Genomic DNA, 17,826 nt, shown 5'->3' on the forward strand with positions numbered 1-17,826 from the left:
TTCCGCTCACCCTCTCCGGACGCGAGCCCGGAGGGACTACCGCCTGCAGGACGCCTTCGCCTGCTCGACCTGATCGTCGGTCAGCGACGGCGCCGGCAGCGGCGTGCGCTCCGCTCCCTCCGCCCGCAGACCGTCGAGCACCAGCGCGAGGTAGCGGCGCCAGGCCTCGGGCGCGACCGGTCGGACGAAGTCGATGACGGACTCGACCATCCGGCTGACCGCGAAGAGATCGTTGACGGTGACGTCGGGTCGCAGCGCACCGGCGTCACGGGCTCGGGCGATCAGGGCATCGACCACCGGCGTCACCCGCTCGCGCGCGCAGGCGACCTGCTCCCGGCCCTCGTCGCCGGTGAAGAAGACGTCGGCCATGCCACGGTTGAGCGCCATCTTCTCGCAGGTGAGAGCGACGAAGTCGGCCAACCCCTCCCACGGATCCACGCATTCGAGGGCGGCGCTCGCACTGTCGGCGAGGTCGTCCATGTGCTGCTGGAACACGCCGTCGACGAGTTCCTGTTTGCACGTGAAGCGGCGGTAGACGGTGCCGACGCCGACCTCTGCGTGCCGCGCGACGTCGTCGAGGGTGATGTCGATGCCGCGGGTGGCGAACAGTTCCGCCGCCGCGTCGAGAATCTTGCGGCGATTGCGCTCAGCGTCGGCGCGTAGCCGGCGACCTCCTGTGACGGTGCTCACGATTTTCATTCTGCCATCCCCGAAATCACGACATACCCGGACAAACCGCTCCGCGGGAGAAAATCAAGTGGAGATATCTCCTCCACTTAGGCGTACGGTGACCTAAGTGGAGCTTACTCCTCCGCTTCAATCCATCTCGGTGACTCGCACCACGACCCACGTCCAGAGGGGTTCCTCATGAGCAGCACCACAATCGATCCGCCGGAGACCGCGCCGGGAGAGCAGACGCGGGAACACCGTCTTCGCTGGCTGGTCCTGGCCGTCATCGGACTGGCCCAACTGATGGTCGTACTCGACGCGACCATCGTGAACATCGCGCTACCCGCCGCCCAGAAATCACTCGAGTTCTCCGACGCCGACCGCCAATGGGTGGTCACCGCCTACGCGCTGGCCTTCGGCAGCCTGCTGCTGCTCGGCGGGCGCTTGAGCGACCTGTTCGGCCGCCGCAACACCTTCGTCATCGGCCTCGTCGGCTTCGCCGCGATGTCTGCAGTCGGCGGCGCTGCAGTGAACTTCCCGATGCTGGTCGCTGCGCGCGCCGGCCAGGGCGTCTTCGGCGCACTGCTCGCCCCCGCCGCGCTGTCCCTGCTCTCGGTCACCTTCACCAAGCCCGACGAGCGCGCCAAGGCCTTCGGCATCTTCGGCGCGGTCGCGGGCGCAGGCGGCGCCGTGGGACTGCTGCTCGGCGGCGTACTCACCGAGTGGGCCTCGTGGCGGTGGAGCCTGTACGTCAACCTGGTCTTCGCGGCCGTCGCACTCGTCGGCGCGGTACTGATGATGGCTCCGCACAAGGCCGAGCACCGGCCCCGACTCGACATCCCCGGCACGGTCTCGGTGTCCGCCGGACTGTTCAGCATCGTCTACGGCTTCTCCCACGCCGAGTCGCACGGCTGGTCCAACGGCGCCACCATCGCGTGGCTCCTGGTGGGCGCGGTCCTGCTGGCGATCTTCGTCGTCATCGAGACCCGCGTCGCGCATCCGCTGCTGCCGCTGAGGGTGGTGCTCGACCGCACCCGCGGAGGGGCCTACCTGGCCATGTTCATCGCCGGCACCGGCATGTTCGCGGTGTTCCTGTTCCTGACCTACTACATGCAGACGGTCCTGCAGTACAGCCCGGTCATCACCGGGGTGGCCTACCTGCCGATGGTCGCGGGCATGGTCATCTCGGCAACCACCTCCACCAGCGTGCTGCTGCCCCGGTTCGGTCCACGGCCGCTGATGACCACCGGCCTCGCTCTGGTGGCGGCCGGCATGGTCCTGCTCGCCCAGTTGACCGTCACCAGTACCTACGCACCGCACATCCTGCCCGGCCTGGTGCTGCTCGGCGTCGGCATGGGCATGGTGTTCGCACCCGGCATGCAGGGCGCGGTCACCGGCGTCCGCCCCGAGGACGCCGGTGTGGCCTCCGCGACGGTGAACACCATGCAGCAGGTCGGCGGCTCGATCGGCACCGCACTGCTCAGCACGATCGCCGCGACCGCCGCGACGAGCTACCTGTCCGACGCCGTCCCCACCCCGCAGAGCCAGGCGCTCGCGGCAGTGCACGGTTACACCACCACGTTCTGGTGGTCGGCCGCGATCTTCGCTGCGGGAGCGGTGATCTCGGCGTTCCTGCTACCCGGCGGCAAGCTGCCCGCAGCGGCGGACGCGCCCGAGGGACAGCTGGTGATGGCGCACTGACATCATCCGTGCGCCTGGACGGCGGCGATCACGCAGTGCGTGGTCGCCGCCGGAACGCGTTGCGCGCCAGGTAGCGTCGGGTCGGTGACTCCGACCGTCCGCGTGTCCCTGTCCGCCGTCGCCGCCCTCTTCGCCGGGGTGCTGGCCACGTTCGTGCTCGTCAATCCGACCCAGTGGCAGGCGAACTTCGCCGCGACCGAGAGCCAGCTGAGCCGCTGGAACGACACCCAGTCCACCGGTGTCGCCGTCGGCTGCGTCCTCGTCGTCGTGGCATGCGCGGTGCTGCTGCGGGCGTCGTCGACGCGCCCCGCATGGATCACCGCGGTCGTCGCGACGGCCGTGCTGATCGCGGCCCGGCTGACGGTGTCGGGCGTCAGCGACCTCGACCAGCTGACGCTCCTGTACTACGCCAAGTGCCTTGCCGGCGGCGTCCTGTTGGGCGCGGCGGTCGCGGCGGTGTGGTCGCGTCCGATCCCGCAACTCACGCTCGTCGGCGCGGTGGGTGCGACGTTCGTCGTCGCGCACACCGCCCATGTGGGCTGGCACCCGAGCACCTCGATCCTCGGCGAACCGTTCTGGTGGATCCTGATTCCGGCGCTCGTGCTCGCCGCGGTGTGCGTGGTGCTCGACGACGCCGTACCCGAGCGCATCGACCGGGAGACCGCGTTCGGCGCGCTGGCCGCCGTGGTGACCCTCGCCCTCGCACACCGACTGCTCGGCGAGTGGATCGACCGGCAGACCGGGTCGCAGTTCCGGCAGTGGGTCGTCATCGCGCTGTGCCTGGTGCTGGTCGTCGCGCTCACCGAGTTCTGGGCACGACGCCTCGACGCGCCGTTCCTGCTCGCGGCCACTGCGGTGGCGGCGGTGACGCCGTTCGTCGCGACGGTGCTCGGCCAGGACTACCTCTGGCTCCGGCCCTGGGTGCCGGCAGTCGTCGGCGTCGTGGCCGTCGCGGTCGGTGTCGCCGTCAGCAAGTGGCTTCGGGTGCCCATCATCGCTGTCGCGGTCCTCGCGCTCGTTCCGCTGTCGGTCCTGATCGCACCGGCGGCCACCGACAACCGAGCGTGGGTGCTCGTCCAGCTCGCGGTCCTCGGTGTCGGCATCGGGCTGGCGCTGGCGTCGACCCTGCCCGACAGCAGAGCCGTCGCAGCGCTGGGCCTGGTCGTGCCACTGCTGTCGGTGGTGTTCACTGCGGTGGTGGGTGCGACCACGTCGTTCGTGATCTACAGCGGGGCCTACGAACCGCTGCCCGGCGTGCCGCTGTCCACGGGCTGGACCGCGATCTCGCCGTCCACCACCTTCGACCGCACCGCCGCCGTCGCGATGCTGCTCGTCGTCGTGTTCTGCGCGCTCGCGATCCGCGGGCAGCGAAGGCAGCAGTCCGCCCCGCTCCCGGATTGACCTCCGGCGGACGCGATCGCGTCCGCGCGGGGTCAGTTCGGGAGCGGCGTCAGGCGTCAGGCGTCGGACGTCCGTCACAAATCGTCAGTCGACGAGATCCAACTCTCGCAACCGTGCGAAGACGAGCCGGGAGCCGGGAGCCGTCTCGGGCATCGCGGCGTACTCGGCCTCGGTGAAATAGCGGATCTCGGCGACCTCACTGGTGGCGCGGGGCTCGTCGGTGAGGTCGGCGAGGAAGCACGTCATGTGCAGGTGAGTTCCGGGGCGGTGTCCGAAGGCGGGTGCTTCGAAAACACCCAATTCGACGACGGTGCCGTCCACGATCCCGGCGTCGAGCTCCTCGCGAACCTCCCGATGCAGGGCCTGCTCGGGCGTCTCACCTGGGTCGATCTTACCGCCGGCCATGTAGAACGCGGTCTTGCCGACCGAGCGCGCCTGCAGCATCCGGCGGTCGCGGATGTGGGCGAGGGCGGCGGTACGGATGACGGTGGGGTTCTCTTCGGACACCCGTTGGAACGTACTCCCGTCCGAGCCGCTCCGCCCCGAGGAACCCTTTTGTCCGTTTATCCCGATTGAGGCGTCAACTCGAGCACTTAGTAGGATGGACTTCGTAGTCCACTTTGCTAGCTAGCGAACGGTCTGCCCGACTCTCGGTTCACGCCGATTCGTCACCCCGCCGCCCCACAACCCGACGGAGTGCCATTTGCTTGTCATATTGATCGCCCACGCGATAGCCGCCGTTCTGGCTCCGCTCGTCGTGCGATCAATAGGACGCAACGCGTTCTTCCCGCTCGCACTGGTACCGCTCGCGAGCCTCGGCTGGGTCATCGCGAACTGGGGCACCGAGCAGAGCCTGAGCATCCAGTGGGTGCCCGGCCTGGCGATGAACATCGACATGCGGTTCGACTCCCTCGCCGCGATCATGTCGGTGCTGGTCCTGGGCGTCGGCGCGCTGATCCTGGTGTACTGCGCCCGCTACTTCACGGACGACGAACCGCGCCTCGGCATCTTCGCCGCCGAGATGGTCGCATTCGCGGGCGCCATGTTCGGCCTGGTGACCAGCGACAACATGCTGATCCTCTACACGTTCTGGGAACTGACGACGGTCCTGTCGTTCCTGCTCGTCGGCCACTACGCCGAACGCGCCACCAGTCGACGTGCCGCCACGCAGGCGCTCCTGGTGACCACGGCGGGCGGTCTCGCGATGCTCGTCGGCATCATCATGCTCGGCCAGCAGGTGGGCAGCTACAACCTGTCCGACGTCATCGCGAACCCGGCGAGCGGCTGGCTCGCGAGCGTCGCGATCGTGCTCGTCCTGATCGGTGCGCTGTCGAAGTCGGCGATCGTGCCGCTGCACTTCTGGTTGCCCGGCGCGATGGCCGCGCCCACCCCGGTCTCCGGCTATCTGCACGCCGCGGCAATGGTCAAAGCCGGCATCTACCTGGTGGCGCGGCTCGCGCCCGGGTACGCCGACTCGCCACCGTGGCGGGTCACCATCATCGTGCTCGGACTGGCGTCGATGCTGCTCGCCGGCTGGCGCGCGCTCAGATCGTTCGACCTCAAGCTGGTGCTCGCGTTCGGCACTGTCAGCCAACTCGGCTTCCTGATGGTGCTGGTGGGTGTCGGCTCCCGCGATGCCGCGCTGGCCGGCATGACGATGGTCGTCGCGCACGCGATGTTCAAGGCCGCGCTGTTCATGGTGGTCGGCATCATCGACCACACCACCGGCACCCGCGACATCCGCAAACTCGCGCGCCTCGGTGCCGAGGCGCCATGGCTGGCCGTCGTCGCGGCGCTCGCGGCGGCGTCGATGGCCGGTCTGCCACCGTTCCTCGGGTTCGTCGGCAAGGAGGCCGCGCTCGAATCGATCCTGCAGACGGACGTGCTCGAGCCGTGGGCACGCACCACCGTCGTCGCGGCGATCGCGCTGGGCTCGATCCTCACCGTCGCCTACAGCATCCGATTCGTGTGGGGCGCGTTCGGCCGCAAGCGGCTGCGCCAGCCGAGCGCCCCGGTCGCGAACATGCACGCCCCCAGCGTCCTGTTCCTCGCGCCGCCCGCCCTGCTCGCAGTCGCCGGACTGGTCGCCGGACCGCTGTCGTCGCAGCTCGAGAAGCTGCTCACGCCATACTCGACGACGCTGCCCGCGGGCCCGCACGCCGACTACCACCTGGCGCTGTGGCACGGCGTCAACACCCCGCTGCTGCTCACCGTCGCGATCGTCGTGCTCGGCACGGTGCTGTTCGTCGCGCATCGCTGGGCCGTCCAGCGGCTGCGGTTCCAGCATCCGCCGCTCGGCAACGCCGACCGGGTGTACGACGCGACGCTGCGCGGCATGGACACCCTGTCGATGCGGCTCACCGGTTTCACGCAGCGTGGTTCGCTGCCGCTGACCCAGTCGACGATCCTCGCGACGCTGGTGCTGCTGCCGGTGATCCTGCTGGCGCTGCGCACCGACGTGTGGGCGGAGATCCGGCTGTGGGAGTCGCCGCTGCAGCTCACCGTCGGACTGATGATGATCGCCGCCGCGCTGGCCGCGACCGTCCTGCGCAACCGTCTGGCCGCAGTGATCCTCGTCGGACTCAGCGGCTACGGCTGCGGCGTGATCTTCGCGCTGCACGGCGCGCCCGACCTGGCGCTCACCCAGTTCCTGGTCGAGACGCTGACGCTGGTGATCTTCGTGCTGGTGCTGCGCAAGCTGCCCGCCGAGATCGACGAGCGGCAGGCCATCGGCTTCAAGCTCCCGCGGGCGCTACTCGCGCTCGGCGTCGGCGCCGCGGTCACCACGATCGCCGCGTACGCGATGAACGCCCGCAGCTCGACACCCATCCACCTCCAGTTGCCCGAGGCCGCGTACGCGCTCGGCAACGGCCGCAACGTGGTGAACGTGCTGCTCGTCGACATCCGCGCGTGGGACACCCTCGGCGAGATCTCGGTGCTGCTGGTCGCCGCGACCGGCGTCGCGAGCCTCGTGTTCCGGCACCGCCGGTTCGGCGTCGCACCGCGCGTGTCCGACGCCCCGTCCGTCGTGCTCGATGCGGCGTCGTCGAGCACGGAGACGACGTGGCTGCGCGGCGGCGACCTGATCGACCCGCGGCATCGCTCGCTGGTGCTCGAGGTGACCACGCGCCTGATCTTCCCGACGATCATGGTGCTGTCGATCTACTTCTTCTTCTCGGGCCACAACGCCCCCGGCGGCGGCTTCGCGGGCGGTCTGACCGCGGGCCTGGCACTGGTGTTGCGCTACCTCGCGGGCGGCCGCTACGAACTCGGCGAGACGGTGCCGATCGACGCCGGCAAGATCCTCGGCCTCGGCCTCGCCCTCGCCGCGGGCACCGCGCTGACGTCGCTCTTCCTCGGTGCGCCGCCGCTGTCGTCGGCGGTGTTCGAGGTGACGCTGCCGCTGCTCGGCCACATCAAACTCGTCACCGCGCTGTTCTTCGACCTGGGGGTGTACCTGATCGTGGTCGGCCTGGTGCTCGACGTGCTCCGCAGTCTCGGGGCCCGCCTCGACGCCAAGGAGGAGGTGAACGCCCGATGAACGCCGACCTCGCGTCCCTGATCGTCATCGGTGTCCTCACCTCCGCCGGCGTGTACCTGCTGATCGAGCGCAGCATCACCCGCATGCTGCTGGGCCTGCTGCTGGTCGGCAACGCCGTCAACCTGCTGATCCTCACGGTCGGCGGACGCTCCGGAAATCCTCCGATCGTGGGCCGGGAATCGGTGCACGAGGAGATGGCCGACCCGCTGGCACAGGCGATGATCCTCACCGCGATCGTCATCACGATGGGCATCGCGGCGTTCGTACTGGCCCTCGCCTACCGATCGTTCAAGATCAATACGGCGGACCGGGTCGAGGACGATCCCGAGGACACCAAGGTCTCCAAGCGGCGCACGCCGGCCGAGGCGCCGGACCGCGACCGCTCCGACGACCCGCTCACCGGTGCCCCGTCCAAGAGCGGCGACGCCTTCGACGCCGAGGGCAATCCCATTCCCGTGGACCAACTCGAGGATCCCGAGGACTACTCGGCCTACGAGTCCCTGCAGGACGGGGACGACGACGAACTGGAATCAGGAATGTCAGGGACCCCGGGAGGTAAGCGATGACGCTCTCCCCCGAACTCATCGGCACGCTGGCACCGCTGCCCGTCCTGATCCCGATGATCGCCGCGGCGATCACGCTGATCGTGGGCCGACGGCCCACTGCGCAGCGCTGGATCACCCTCGCCGCGCTCATCGGCGTCACCGGCGTCTCGGCGATGCTGCTGTACCTCGCGGACCGGCACGGCACCACCGCGATCCAAGTGGGTGGCTGGGACACCCCGATCGGCATCACGCTGGTCGTCGACCGCCTGTCGGCGCTGATGCTGCTGGTCTCGTCGATCGTGCTGCTCGCCGTCATGATCTATTCGATCGGCCAGGGCATCCGCGACGGCCACGAGCACCAACCGGTGTCGATCTTCCTGCCCACGTACCTGGTGTTGACCGCGGGCGTGTGCAACGCGTTCCTCGCCGGCGACATGTTCAACCTGTACGTCGGGTTCGAGGTGCTGCTCGCCGCGAGCTTCGTGCTGCTCACCCTGGGGGCGAGCGCCGATCGTGTCCGGGCCGGCGTCTCGTACGTCATGGTGTCGATGGTGTCGTCGCTGATCTTCCTGTGCGGCATCGCGTTCGCGTACGCCGCCACGGGCACCCTCAACCTCGCGCAGATGGCGCTGCGGTTCGACGACATCCCCGTCGGCACCCGCATGGCGATCTTCGGTGTGCTGCTGGTGGCGTTCGGCATCAAGGCCGCGGTGTTCCCGCTGTCGACGTGGCTGCCCGACTCCTACCCCACCGCCCCGGCCCCGGTCACCGCGGTGTTCGCGGGCCTGCTCACCAAGGTCGGCGTGTACGCGATCATCCGCGCGCACACGCTGCTGTTCCCGCAGGGCGAGCTCGACAACGTGCTGATGGTGTGCGGCCTGCTGACGATGATCGTGGGCATCCTCGGTGCCATCGCGCAGACCGACATCAAACGTCTGCTGTCGTTCACCCTGGTCAGCCACATCGGCTACATGATCTTCGGTGTCGCGCTGTCGACACAGTCGGGCCTGTCCGGCGCCGTCTACTACGTGGCGCACCACATCGTCGTGCAGACCACGCTGTTCCTGGTGGTGGGCCTCATCGAACGGCAGGCCGGGTCGTCGTCGCTGCGCCGCCTCGGCGGCCTCGCCGCGGCCAGCCCGGTGCTGGCGATCGTGTTCCTGATCCCGGCGCTCAACCTCGGCGGCATCCCGCCGTTCTCCGGATTCATCGGCAAGATCGCGCTGCTGCAGGCCGGTGTGGCGCACCCGAGCGCCCTGTCCTGGATGCTGGTGGCCGGCGGCACCGTCACCAGCCTGTTGACGCTGTACGTCGTGGCCCGCGTGTGGACCAAGGCATTCTGGCGGGCCCGCGCCGAGGCTCCCGAGGGCGACCTCGCGGACGTCAGCCCGTCGGCCCTGATCGACGAGTCCGAGGAGGACATCGCGTTCGTCGATCGCGAGGACGTCGGACGGATGCCGGTGTTCATGCTGCTGCCGACCATCGGACTGGTCGGTGTCGGCCTCGCGCTCACGCTGTTCGCCGGTCCGATGATCGGCATCAGTGACCGGGCGGCGCACGACCTGCAGAATCGAGACGTCTACATCACGGCCGTCCTCGGCGAGGGAGGTGACCGATGACCCGCGAACGCGTACTCCGCGTCGGCATCCTCGCGTGGCTGACGGTGGTGTGGATCCTGCTGTGGGGCACCTTCAGCGTCGCGAACCTGCTCGGCGGCATCGTCGTCGGCCTGCTGATCATGTGGCTCCTGCCGCTGCCGCGGGTCCCCGTCGAGGGCCGCGTGCACGTGCTGTCGATGGTCAAGCTCGTGGGAATGATCATCTTCTACGCCGCCCAGTCGAGTGCACAGGTGGCGTGGTTGGCCGTCCGGCCCGGTCCGCCGCCGGTCACCGGGGTGCTGCGCTGCAAGCTCGGCATCAAGTCCGACCTGGTGCTGACGCTGTGCGTCGACGTGCTCAACCTGATCCCCGGCACGATGGTGCTCGAGGTGGACCAGGCGCGACGCGCGGTGTACGTGCACGTCCTCGACGTCGGGACCACCAAGGCCGTCGACCAGTTCTACCGGACCACACGACAGCTCGAGCGGCTGTTCATCGCGGCGTTCGAGCGCGACTCGGAGTGGCAGCCGGCGCCGTGGCATCTGCGCGACTACGAGTACCACGAAGAGGGCAGGGAGGACCGAGCATGACGGTCGTGATGATCATCGCCGGAGTGATGCTGGTGGTGGCGGCGCTGCTCACCACCTACCGGCTGCTGGCGGGGCCGGGCAGCCTCGACCGTCTGGTCGCGATGGACACCCTCATCGCCACCGCGATCTGCGGACTGTCGGTGTGGGCGGCGTACAGCGGCGACACCACGATCGTGCCCGCCATCGTCGCGCTCGCCCTGGTCGGCTTCGTCGGCTCGGTGAGTGTGGCCCGATTCCGGGTGAGTGACGATTCGTGAACACCTTCCTCGACGTCCTGGCCGCGATCTGCATCCTCGTCGGATCACTACTGGCGCTGACCGCGGCGATCGGCATCGTCCGCTTCCCCGACACCCTGTCCCGCATGCACGCGGCCACCAAACCGCAGGTCGTCGGCCTGGTGTTGGTGCTGGTCGGCGCGGTGATCCGACTGCACGGCAACGTCGACATCTGGATGCTCGTGCTCATCGGACTGTTCACGCTGCTGACCGCGCCGGTGATCGCGCACAGTGTCGGCCGCGTCGCCTACCGCGAGCAGCGCGGGCGCGACGGCCTACTCATGAACCACGACGACGATCCGGGCACCTTCCGCTGACCTGCGTTCCACTCCCCCGCGTTGTGCGCACTTAACGCGCCGACGCGGCCCCCACGCCCGCGTTTCGCGCACTCAGCGCGCGGTCGGGGCGTCCTCCGGGAGCGATAAGTGCGCAAAACGCGAGGAGGCGGGGGCACGGTAGAAGGTGCGCCAGTAGCCGTAGGCGAAGAGGGCGGGGACTCCGAGAAGCAGCGGCGCGGAGACGATCGGATACTCGGCGATCTCCACGGCCAGGAACCGGTAACTCAGCAGCAGCGCGGCCAGCAGCACGGCACCACCGGCGACGAGACGCACCCGGAACCAGCCCCACCCGCGCTCGGGGGCGCGCAGCGCGGATTCGAGCGTCAGCGTCAGGACGGCGCCGGCGATGAGGTCGACGCCGTAGTGGTAGCCGAAGCCGAGGGTCGCGCTGAGCGTGCAGACCAGCCAGAACGTGCCGCCCCAGCGCAGCCAGCGCGGCCCTTGCCGTGAGTGCAGGAACAGCGCGAGCGCCCACGCCGTGTGCAGGCTGGGCATGCAGTTGCGGGGGGTGGCGTCGTCGAACGGCATGGGCGACGGCGTCAGGTCGAACGGGACCACGGACGGCCAGAAGTCGCCCACCTGGAAGCCGTTGCCGTCGGCGCCGAACGCGAAGATCGGGCCCACCACCGGGAACAGGATGTAGAACACCGGCCCGATCAGCCCGATCAGCAGGAACGTGCGGACCAGGTGGTGCGACGGCCAGCCCTTGCGCAGCTGGTACAGCGCCACGACGATCGCGGCCACGGGCAGCTCGATGTACACCCAGTGCAGGACGGCATAGCCGACGGACCCGGTGGCGTCGACGATGTTGCCCATCACCCACGACGGGTTGCCGAGCGCGTGATCGGCGAGCTGGACGTACTGGTCGAGAACCTGCGGACCGGCGAGAACGGTGATGTGCAGCCACACGTCGCCGAACTTGGTGGCGACGATCAGCAGCGCGCCGAGGCCGACGCCCATGAGTGCGTTGCGGCGCTGCTCGCCGGACCATTTCCAACCGGCCCAGACGCCGATCGCGGTCAGCACGATCACCGCGCCGTTGCCGACGGTGAGCGATCCGCCCGCGAGGTAGCGGATCCCGGCGACGACGACATCGATGACCAGCGCGCTCGACAGCGCCAGCACCCGTTGCCGGTTGGTGAGCCCCACCATCGCGAGCGCGAGCCCGGCCCACGGCACGGACGCCGACTTCGGGGTCCCGACGAAATCGTTGAGCAGACTCGTCAGTGGTCCCTCGAAACCCCGCGCCGACGCGAAGATCTGCAGCGCGATCAAGATCACGATGCCGGCGGCGATGACGCCACCGATCAGGTAATTACGGGTCCGGTCGGAGAGCCGCACCGGCTCCGTTCGCGCACCACCGTCCACCAACACGCCGTTCATAGTAAACGGCGGGTGAATTCGCGCTTACGTGTCCAGTTCGTCGACGAGGGAGCCGACCACCGCGCGTAGGTCGCCGCCGGTCGCGGCGGCCACCTTGCGCTGACGCTGATACGACGCACCGCGGCGCGGGATGTCAGCGACGCGGGCGAGTTCGTCGGCGCAGCCGAGCCGCACAGCGGTGGGGGTGAGCTTCTCGAGGAGGTCGTCGAGGTCGTCGGTGACGAGCCGCTCGCGGTTGTCGGCGCCCAGGATCACCTCGGCGTCGACGCCGTAGCGGGCGGCGCGCCACTTGTTCTCCTGCACGTGCCACGGCGGCATCGACGGCAGCGTCTCCCCCGCGTCGAGGCGTTCGTCGAGGTGCACGACGAGACAGTGGATGAGGGCGACGAGCGCGGACAGTTCGGTCTTGGAGGAGATCCCGTCGCACACCCGCACCTCGATGGTGCCCCACCGCGGAGCCGGCCGGATGTCCCAGTGCAGTCCGCCGAGGTTCTCGATGACCCCGGTGGTGAGCTGGTCGTCGACGTAGCCCTCGAACTGCGTCCAGTTCTCGAACTGGAACGGCAGCCCCGCGGTGGGCAACTGTTGGAACATCAGCGCCCGGTTGCTGGCATAGCCGGTGTCGACGCCGGTCCACATCGGAGAAGACGCCGAAAGGGCAAGCAGATGAGGATATTTCAGCAGCAGGGCGTTGAGGATCGGGAAGACTCGCTCCTTCGAGGAGATCCCGACGTGTACGTGCACGCCCCAGATCAGCATCTGCCGCCCCCACCACTGGGTGCGCTCGATGAGCTCGTCGTAGTGCGGAGTGCGGGTGATCAACTGGGTGGACCACTGCGCGAACGGGTGGGTGCCGGCGCACATGAGGTCGACGCCGAGCGGATCGGCGGCCCGGCGCACCAGCGACATGGTCTCCGACAGGTCGTCCATGGCCTCGCCGACGTTGTCACAGATCCCCGTCACCAGTTCGACGGTGTTGCGCAGCAACTCCTTGGTCACTCGGGGTTTGTCGGCCAGACCGCCGACGGCGTCGAACACTTCGGCGGCGGTGTTGGACAGATCGCGAGTGGTCCTGTCGACCAGCGCGATCTCCCACTCCACCCCGATGGTCGGACGCGGCGAACCTTCGAAGGGAACTCCCACAGGACCGATCCAACCACAGCGATCTGGTGCCTGCACGGCTCCGCAAAAGGGGTGCCGGACGCAAAACGGCGGGGCCGTGATGGCCCCGCCGTTGCGGTGATGTCCGTGGTGTGGCGTCAGCCGCCGATGACACCGCAGGCGACGCGTCCGCCCGCGTCACCGGTGGTCAGCGTCTGCTGGTCCGGCACGGCCGCGTTGTCGGGCAGCGTGTAGCGGGTGGGGATGTTGCCGAAGTTGTCGGCGTCCGCGTGGATCATCAGCGCGGTGCCCTTGCCACCGTTCTTCAGGTCCTCGAGGGTGAAGGCGTCGGTGGTGGTGACCAGGTAGCCCTTGCCGTCCTCGCGCACCTCGAGCGAGGTGAGGTCGCCGCTGGCCGGATGGCCGGTGTGGCCCTCGACCTGGAAGTGGCCGCCGGCGGAGAGGAAGTTGCCGGGCTCGCCGCCGGTGGGGGCGACGGAGTTGGGCTCGCACTTGCCGACCGAGTGCACGTGCAGGCCGTGGAAGCCGGGCGTGAGGCCCTGCGCGTCGACGGTGACCTGGACGAAGCCACCGTTCTCCGCGAGGGTCGCGGTGCCGACCTGGGAGCCCTTGGCATCCTTCAGCGTCACCGAGACGTTGTCGGCGGAACCGGTGGTGGTGGCGTGCTCGGAGCCGCTCTCACCGTGCTCGCCTGCGGGAGCGGGGGCGCCGGTCCACACCGGCGGGGTGGTGCCGGGAACGTCGGTGGGCTCCTCGTTGTTCGAGCACGCGGTCAAGCCCAGCGCGGCGATCGCGACCAACGGGGTCACGACACGCCAGGACTTGCTACGGGAGAATTGCGAGGCCATCGAACCGCTCCTTCGAGGTGGTTGAAATCTGCGGATGATCATAACCAGCGGGTGGTACCGGACTACCCGGAGGTGACGATCACGATCACGCCGGGCGACGCGCTCTGGATTCCGTCGAAACGGGGTTCGGCCTTGACGCCGAGTTCGGCGGCGATGGCCTGCGCGGCGGCCTTCTCGGATGCGCTACTGCCGTAGTAGACCGTGGTGGTCTGGATCTGCCCGTAGCTGTAGTTGCCTGTCTCGGAGACGTTCCAGCCGCCCGACGTCAGCTCGTCGGCGGTCTGCGCGGCCAGGCCCGAGACCGTGCTGTTGTTGAACACACGGACGGGGACGGACTTGTCGACCCGTGCGGAGGTGGTGGCCGCGGAGCTCGTAGTCGAGGTCGAGGTCGCGGTGCTGGTGGCGGTGGTGGGCTCGGCCGCGGTCGTGGTGGGAGCAGCCGTCGTGGTGCGCGCAGCGGCCGGCGCCGCAGCGGCGGACGTCGTCGTGGTCGACGAGGCCTCGGTGGCGGTCTCGTCGGAATCGGAGCCACCCAGGGAGGCCGCGCCGAGGCCGGCGAACAGGATCGCGAGGGCGATCAGCACCATCGCGATCGCGCGCAACGGGGGGCCTGACGACTCTGGATTCGGGGTGGTCACTGTTCCGACCTTAATCGGCCCGTCGGACGCTTCCCGTAACGAGGTGACGACGGCCGCGAGTTGGCGACTGCTGGGAGAGGGCTACGTGCTGAGATCGAAGCCCAGACGACGGGCCGCGCGGGCCTTCTGACGGCTGGCGCGCAGGCGGCGCAGGCGCTTGACCAGCATGGGGTCGGCGGCCAGCGCCTCGGGGCGATCGACGAGCGCGTTGAGGACCTGGTAGTAGCGCGTGGCCGACATAGCGAAGAGTTCCTTGATGGCCTCTTCCTTGGCCCCGGCGTACTTCCACCACTGCCGCTCGAAGGACAGGATGTCGTGCTCACGGCGAGTCAGACCGTCCTCGCCCACTTCGTTCCCCGACGTGCTGTCGGGCCGCTCAGATTGGTTCCGCGCTGCTGCGCCGTCCATCTCACTCCTCGACTGCTCGATGACTTCCGGTTCCGCCCGACGTCAGCGCACCCTCCGCGCCCCGTTGGACCCGGCAGGATCAGGCCGAGCGGCGTGCCCGGACACTGAGACATCGCTCGGAACCGGTCACGAATTACATCTGTGTTCTTCCTGGTCAATTGAACCACGGTGGCGGCGAGGGTGACGGGGTTCCAGGGGGACGCGCCGCGAATATCACGCGCACTATCCTTGGTGACCATGGCAATTCTTCCGATCCGCATCGTCGGCGATCCCGTCCTGCACGAGCCGACAAAGCCCGTGACCGAGTCGCCCGCCGAACTCGCCGATCTGATCCGCGACATGTACGAGACGATGGACGCCGCGAACGGTGTGGGTCTGGCCGCGAACCAGGTGGGCGTCGCCAAGCGCCTGTTCGTGTACGACTGCCCCGACTACGCCGCCGGCAAGGACGCGTCCGGCAAGCCCGTGATGCGCCGCGGCTGCGTGGTCAACCCGGTGCTCGAGACGTCGGAGATCCCGGAGACCATGCCGGACGAGGACGACGACGTCGAAGGCTGCCTGTCGGTTCCCGGTGAGCAGTTCCCCACCGGCCGCGCCGACTGGGCCAAGGTCACCGGCACCGACGAGCACGGCAACCCGGTCGAGATCGAGGGCCACGGCTTCTTCGCGCGGATGCTGCAGCACGAGACCGGTCACCTGGACGGCTTCCTGTACGTGGACGTGCTGATCGGCCGCAACAAGCGCGCGGCGAAGAAGACGATCAAGCGTGAGGGTTGGGGCGTGCCGGGCCTGAGCTGGACGCCGGGCACGGTCGACGACCCGTTCGGTCACGACGAGGACTCCGAGGAAGACTGAGTCGAGGACCCGTGACGAGTCGCGAGCCGGGTCCGCCGGTGATCGGCGGCCGGGTGGTGGTGCGGTATCGCCTGCCACCCGGGGGCTCGCATCCGCTCACCGACGTGATCGGGACGCTCGAGCAATTGGAGCCGACGGTGGTGATTCGCACCGCCGACGACCGCGTGGTCGAGATCGAGCGCGCCGACGTGGTGCGGCTCAAGGCGCTGGGCCCCAAGCCGGTGCGCCGGCCCGACGGCCGGGTTCGGTGACTGTCGGGATAGCTGACTACCCTCTCCGGTGTGCGTATCGCGACGTGGAATGTGAACTCGGTCCGTGCCCGAACCGACCGGATCGTGGACTGGCTGGCCCGCACCGACACCGATGTTTTGGCGATGCAGGAAACCAAGTGCAAGGACGAGCAGTTCCCGTACGAGCGGTTCACCGAGGCCGGCTACGAGGTGGCACACGTCGGATTGAGCCAGTGGAACGGCGTGGCGATCGCGTCGCGCATCGGGCTCGAGGACGTGCAGGTCGGGTTCGCGGACCAGCCCGGGTTCAACAAGGATCCGGAGGCGGAGGCCACGCGGGAGGCCCGCGCGATCGGTGCGACGGTGGGCGGGGTGCGGGTGTGGAGCCTGTACGTGCCCAACGGCCGTGAGCTGACGGATCCGCACTACGTCTACAAGCTGGAGTGGCTCGCGAAGCTGCGTGCGGACGCGGAGGGCTGGCTGGCCGGCAACCCGGACGCGCAGATCGCGCTGGTGGGCGACTGGAACGTGGCCCCCACCGACGAGGACGTGTGGGATCCGGCGTTCTTCGAGGGCAAGACGCACACGTCGCAGCCGGAGCGCGACGCGTTCGATGCGTTCGCCGAGGCCGGTTTCGCCGATGTGGTGCGCCCGCACGCGCCCGGCCCCGGCGTCTACACCTACTGGGACTACACGCAGCTGCGGTTCCCCAAGCGGCAGGGCATGCGCATCGACTACGTGCTGGGCTCCCCCGCGTTCGCGGCGCGGGTCACCGGCGCGCACATCGACCGGGACGAGCGCAAGGGCAAGGGCGCGAGCGATCACGCGCCGGTCGTGGTGGATCTGACCTGATCAGGCCGGCTGCTCGTCGAGCAGATCCAGGTACTCGGTGTGGGTGCCGAGGAACCGCGTGACGTAGGTGCACACGGGGCGGATCCGGGCGCCCTCGCTGCGGGCTCGGTCGAGCACGGCCCGCACCAGCACTGCGGCCCAGCCGCGGCCGCTTCGGTCCTCGCGGACGACGGTGTGCAGCAGGGTGAGCACGTCACCGGACGGCCCGGCGCTGTCGCGGCGGTAGCCGAGGATACCGACGAGGTCGTCGCGCACCCACAGTTCGTAGCGTTCGTGTGGCGGGCTGTCGACGATGCGGACGGCGTCGGCGACGGCACCCGCTGTTCGTGGGGATTCGCTGTTCACGCCCCCATGAAACCGGCCGAACCGCCGGCACCGGGTCCGTTTCGGGACGGGTGGGGCGGTTCGATGCCGATCCTTGACCGCGGCGTGGCCGCGCGTCGATCAGTTCAGCGAGATCGCGTCGGACGCCTCGGGCGGCGCCATCAGATCCAGGTACTCCGGGTTGGCCTCCACGAACCGCTGCACGTATGTGCACACCGGGCGCACGCGCCAGCCGTAGTCGCGGGCGCGGTCCAGGGAGCGCCGCACCATGACGGCGGCGAGCCCGCGGTGACCGAAGTCCTCGACGACGACGGTGTGCATGAACGAGACGACCGGAGTGGGTTTCCGCGCGCCGCGGCGACGGGCCGGTGAGGTGTCGTAGTAGCCGACGATTCCCACCAGGTCTCCGTTGAGCCGCAACTCGAAGCGGTTCTGGTCGGTATTGTCGGTCACGTCGGCACTGGGCGAATCGGCGAACACGACACCTCCTCGGGACGCTTTCGATGCA

The 17,826-nt window shown here is 69.0% G+C and carries 20 protein-coding genes; 11 read left to right on the forward strand and 9 right to left on the reverse strand.

Annotation, left to right across the window (positions count from 1 at the left end):
* Positions 1-36: 36 nt before the first annotated feature.
* On the reverse strand, positions 37-699 hold the full coding sequence (locus ABEU20_RS21545; RefSeq protein WP_420166416.1) for a TetR/AcrR family transcriptional regulator: 663 nt from the start codon (positions 697-699) through the stop codon (positions 37-39).
* A 168-nt stretch (positions 700-867) separates the two neighbouring features.
* On the opposite strand from ABEU20_RS21545, the gene ABEU20_RS21550 reads away from it, so the two are divergent.
* Together ABEU20_RS21550 and ABEU20_RS21555 are read left to right on the forward strand one after the other, a co-directional pair.
* Entirely contained in the window at positions 868-2,370 is a 1,503-nt protein-coding gene (locus tag ABEU20_RS21550; RefSeq protein ID WP_420166417.1) for an MFS transporter, read from the forward strand.
* A gap of 84 nt (positions 2,371-2,454) precedes the next feature.
* A complete protein-coding gene (locus ABEU20_RS21555) occupies positions 2,455-3,771 on the forward strand; it encodes a hypothetical protein (RefSeq protein WP_420166418.1) in 1,317 nt (438 codons plus the stop codon).
* Between the two features lie 84 nt (positions 3,772-3,855).
* Here ABEU20_RS21555 and ABEU20_RS21560 read toward each other — a convergent pair whose 3' ends face one another.
* The gene (locus tag ABEU20_RS21560) at positions 3,856-4,278 is read right to left on the reverse strand and encodes an NUDIX hydrolase (RefSeq protein WP_420166419.1); all 423 of its coding nucleotides are present in this window, start codon (positions 4,276-4,278) and stop codon (positions 3,856-3,858) included.
* 196 nt (positions 4,279-4,474) lie between these two features.
* Between ABEU20_RS21560 and ABEU20_RS21565 the strand changes: the two genes are divergently transcribed.
* Genes ABEU20_RS21565 through mnhG form a run of 6 tightly spaced genes read left to right on the forward strand, consistent with a single transcriptional unit; the run spans position 4,475 to position 10,637 of the window.
* The gene (locus tag ABEU20_RS21565) at positions 4,475-7,312 is read left to right on the forward strand and encodes a Na+/H+ antiporter subunit A (RefSeq protein ID WP_420166420.1); all 2,838 of its coding nucleotides are present in this window, start codon (positions 4,475-4,477) and stop codon (positions 7,310-7,312) included.
* Positions 7,309-7,878, forward strand: coding sequence for a Na(+)/H(+) antiporter subunit C (locus ABEU20_RS21570; RefSeq protein ID WP_420166421.1), 570 nt, complete (start codon positions 7,309-7,311; stop codon positions 7,876-7,878). Before ABEU20_RS21565 ends, ABEU20_RS21570 begins: the two co-directional genes overlap by 4 nt.
* Entirely contained in the window at positions 7,875-9,476 is a 1,602-nt protein-coding gene (locus ABEU20_RS21575; RefSeq protein ID WP_420166422.1) for a Na+/H+ antiporter subunit D, read from the forward strand. The genes ABEU20_RS21570 and ABEU20_RS21575 overlap by 4 nt, the downstream gene beginning before the upstream one ends.
* Positions 9,473-10,045 (forward strand): Na+/H+ antiporter subunit E, encoded by a 573-nt coding sequence (locus ABEU20_RS21580; RefSeq protein WP_420166423.1) that lies wholly within the window; start codon positions 9,473-9,475, stop codon positions 10,043-10,045. The genes ABEU20_RS21575 and ABEU20_RS21580 overlap by 4 nt, the downstream gene beginning before the upstream one ends.
* The gene (locus tag ABEU20_RS21585; protein WP_420166424.1) at positions 10,042-10,302 is read left to right on the forward strand and encodes a monovalent cation/H+ antiporter complex subunit F; all 261 of its coding nucleotides are present in this window, start codon (positions 10,042-10,044) and stop codon (positions 10,300-10,302) included. The genes ABEU20_RS21580 and ABEU20_RS21585 overlap by 4 nt, the downstream gene beginning before the upstream one ends.
* A complete protein-coding gene (mnhG, locus tag ABEU20_RS21590) occupies positions 10,299-10,637 on the forward strand; it encodes a monovalent cation/H(+) antiporter subunit G (RefSeq protein ID WP_420166425.1) in 339 nt (112 codons plus the stop codon). Before ABEU20_RS21585 ends, mnhG begins: the two co-directional genes overlap by 4 nt.
* Positions 10,638-10,709: 72 nt before the next feature.
* Here the strand turns inward: mnhG and ABEU20_RS21595 are convergent, their stop codons facing one another.
* From ABEU20_RS21595 to ABEU20_RS21615, 5 genes are all read right to left on the reverse strand, one after another.
* On the reverse strand, positions 10,710-12,041 hold the full coding sequence (locus tag ABEU20_RS21595) for a phosphatase PAP2 family protein (RefSeq protein WP_420166426.1): 1,332 nt from the start codon (positions 12,039-12,041) through the stop codon (positions 10,710-10,712).
* Positions 12,042-12,065: 24 nt separating this feature from the next.
* Complete coding sequence (locus ABEU20_RS21600; protein ID WP_420166427.1) at positions 12,066-13,184, reverse strand: glutamate--cysteine ligase; 1,119 nt, start codon at positions 13,182-13,184, stop codon at positions 12,066-12,068.
* A 116-nt stretch (positions 13,185-13,300) separates the two neighbouring features.
* A complete protein-coding gene (gene sodC, locus ABEU20_RS21605) occupies positions 13,301-14,011 on the reverse strand; it encodes a superoxide dismutase[Cu-Zn] (protein WP_420166428.1) in 711 nt (236 codons plus the stop codon).
* 62 nt (positions 14,012-14,073) lie between these two features.
* Complete coding sequence (locus ABEU20_RS21610) at positions 14,074-14,649, reverse strand: LytR C-terminal domain-containing protein (protein WP_420166429.1); 576 nt, start codon at positions 14,647-14,649, stop codon at positions 14,074-14,076.
* Positions 14,650-14,730: 81 nt separating this feature from the next.
* Positions 14,731-15,057 (reverse strand): DUF3263 domain-containing protein, encoded by a 327-nt coding sequence (locus ABEU20_RS21615; RefSeq protein WP_005517908.1) that lies wholly within the window; start codon positions 15,055-15,057, stop codon positions 14,731-14,733.
* Positions 15,058-15,294: 237 nt separating this feature from the next.
* Between ABEU20_RS21615 and ABEU20_RS21620 the strand changes: the two genes are divergently transcribed.
* From ABEU20_RS21620 to ABEU20_RS21630, 3 genes are read left to right on the forward strand one after another with little or no spacing between them, the layout of a single operon-like run.
* Positions 15,295-15,912, forward strand: a complete 618-nt coding sequence (locus ABEU20_RS21620) for a peptide deformylase (RefSeq protein ID WP_005517906.1) — start codon at positions 15,295-15,297, stop codon at positions 15,910-15,912.
* An 11-nt stretch (positions 15,913-15,923) separates the two neighbouring features.
* Positions 15,924-16,163 carry a putative acetyltransferase gene (locus ABEU20_RS21625; protein WP_420166430.1) on the forward strand — a complete coding sequence of 80 codons (240 nt, stop codon included), beginning with the start codon at positions 15,924-15,926 and terminating at the stop codon, positions 16,161-16,163.
* A gap of 30 nt (positions 16,164-16,193) precedes the next feature.
* Positions 16,194-16,994: an exodeoxyribonuclease III gene (locus ABEU20_RS21630; RefSeq protein WP_420166431.1), complete on the forward strand. Its 801-nt coding sequence runs from the start codon at positions 16,194-16,196 to the stop codon at positions 16,992-16,994.
* On the opposite strand, the gene ABEU20_RS21635 is transcribed toward ABEU20_RS21630, so the two are convergent.
* A complete protein-coding gene (locus ABEU20_RS21635; RefSeq protein WP_420166432.1) occupies positions 16,995-17,339 on the reverse strand; it encodes a GNAT family N-acetyltransferase in 345 nt (114 codons plus the stop codon).
* A 99-nt stretch (positions 17,340-17,438) separates the two neighbouring features.
* Positions 17,439-17,798: a GNAT family N-acetyltransferase gene (locus tag ABEU20_RS21640; RefSeq protein WP_022597673.1), complete on the reverse strand. Its 360-nt coding sequence runs from the start codon at positions 17,796-17,798 to the stop codon at positions 17,439-17,441.
* Positions 17,799-17,826 lie beyond the last annotated feature (28 nt).

The organism is Rhodococcus parequi (assembly GCF_046042785.1).
GTDB classification, from domain to species: Bacteria; Actinomycetota; Actinomycetes; order Mycobacteriales; family Mycobacteriaceae; genus Prescottella; species Prescottella parequi.

Excerpts from the sequence above, each read along its gene's own strand:
- ABEU20_RS21545 (WP_420166416.1), bottom strand. The coding sequence starts at position 699 with ATGAAAATCGTGAGCACCGTCACAGGAGGTCGCCGGCTACGCGCCGAC.
- ABEU20_RS21550 (WP_420166417.1), top strand. The coding sequence starts at position 868 with ATGAGCAGCACCACAATCGATCCGCCGGAGACCGCGCCGGGAGAGCAG.
- ABEU20_RS21570 (WP_420166421.1), top strand. The coding sequence starts at position 7,309 with ATGAACGCCGACCTCGCGTCCCTGATCGTCATCGGTGTCCTCACCTCC.
- ABEU20_RS21575 (WP_420166422.1), top strand. The coding sequence starts at position 7,875 with ATGACGCTCTCCCCCGAACTCATCGGCACGCTGGCACCGCTGCCCGTC.
- ABEU20_RS21580 (WP_420166423.1), top strand. The coding sequence starts at position 9,473 with ATGACCCGCGAACGCGTACTCCGCGTCGGCATCCTCGCGTGGCTGACG.
- ABEU20_RS21585 (WP_420166424.1), top strand. The coding sequence starts at position 10,042 with ATGACGGTCGTGATGATCATCGCCGGAGTGATGCTGGTGGTGGCGGCG.
- ABEU20_RS21595 (WP_420166426.1), bottom strand. The coding sequence starts at position 12,041 with ATGAACGGCGTGTTGGTGGACGGTGGTGCGCGAACGGAGCCGGTGCGG.
- sodC (WP_420166428.1), bottom strand. The coding sequence starts at position 14,011 with ATGGCCTCGCAATTCTCCCGTAGCAAGTCCTGGCGTGTCGTGACCCCG.
- ABEU20_RS21615 (WP_005517908.1), bottom strand. The coding sequence starts at position 15,057 with ATGGACGGCGCAGCAGCGCGGAACCAATCTGAGCGGCCCGACAGCACG.
- ABEU20_RS21620 (WP_005517906.1), top strand. The coding sequence starts at position 15,295 with ATGGCAATTCTTCCGATCCGCATCGTCGGCGATCCCGTCCTGCACGAG.